We start from the raw sequence: 511 nt of genomic DNA, 5'->3' as shown, positions 1-511 counted from the left end.
TGTTAGGATATATTGAAATGAATCTATAAAAAAAACCGCAAAATCATTTGACGATTCATAAGTAAAGTCCTCCAAAGAAAAAGTCGGACCATCGTCCGACTCTATATTTATATTTTCCACAAACAACTACAAATCAAATGACAACTGCGCAATTAGATTTAATGTATTGGTTTTAATATCTCCTGAAACACCTCTGTCAATAATTCCACTTATCGCATTGACTAACCCTAAATTATCTCTTAATTCTAGGGAAAGGTTTGTTTTACTCTTTAATTTAAATGACTTTCCTAATCCGAAAGTAATCCCATAATCTGAACCATCAATATCACCAGCAAAAGTAAAATTATAATTTTCTGTTGGAGTATAACTGTAACCTATTGTTTCATTAGTTATTCTTGTTGACTTTTTATTATTCCCTGTTGTAGCTATAAAAAATCCTCCATTCACAAAAAATGATTTATCTTTTCCAATATTGTATTTTAATAATAATGGCAATGAAAAATACTGATAT

At 28.8% G+C, this 511-nt stretch carries 1 protein-coding gene; it reads right to left on the bottom strand.

What is annotated here, in order from left to right:
* Window positions 1-126: 126 nt before the first annotated feature.
* Window positions 127-511, bottom strand: a 385-nt coding sequence (locus DIU01_RS01210) for an outer membrane beta-barrel protein (RefSeq protein WP_290831437.1), incomplete at its 5' end; no start/stop codon positions are given.

The organism is Flavobacterium sp., assembly GCF_003525665.1.
Lineage (GTDB): Bacteria > Bacteroidota > Bacteroidia > Flavobacteriales > Flavobacteriaceae > Flavobacterium.
This window is presented reverse-complemented; position numbering and strand designations above follow the sequence as displayed.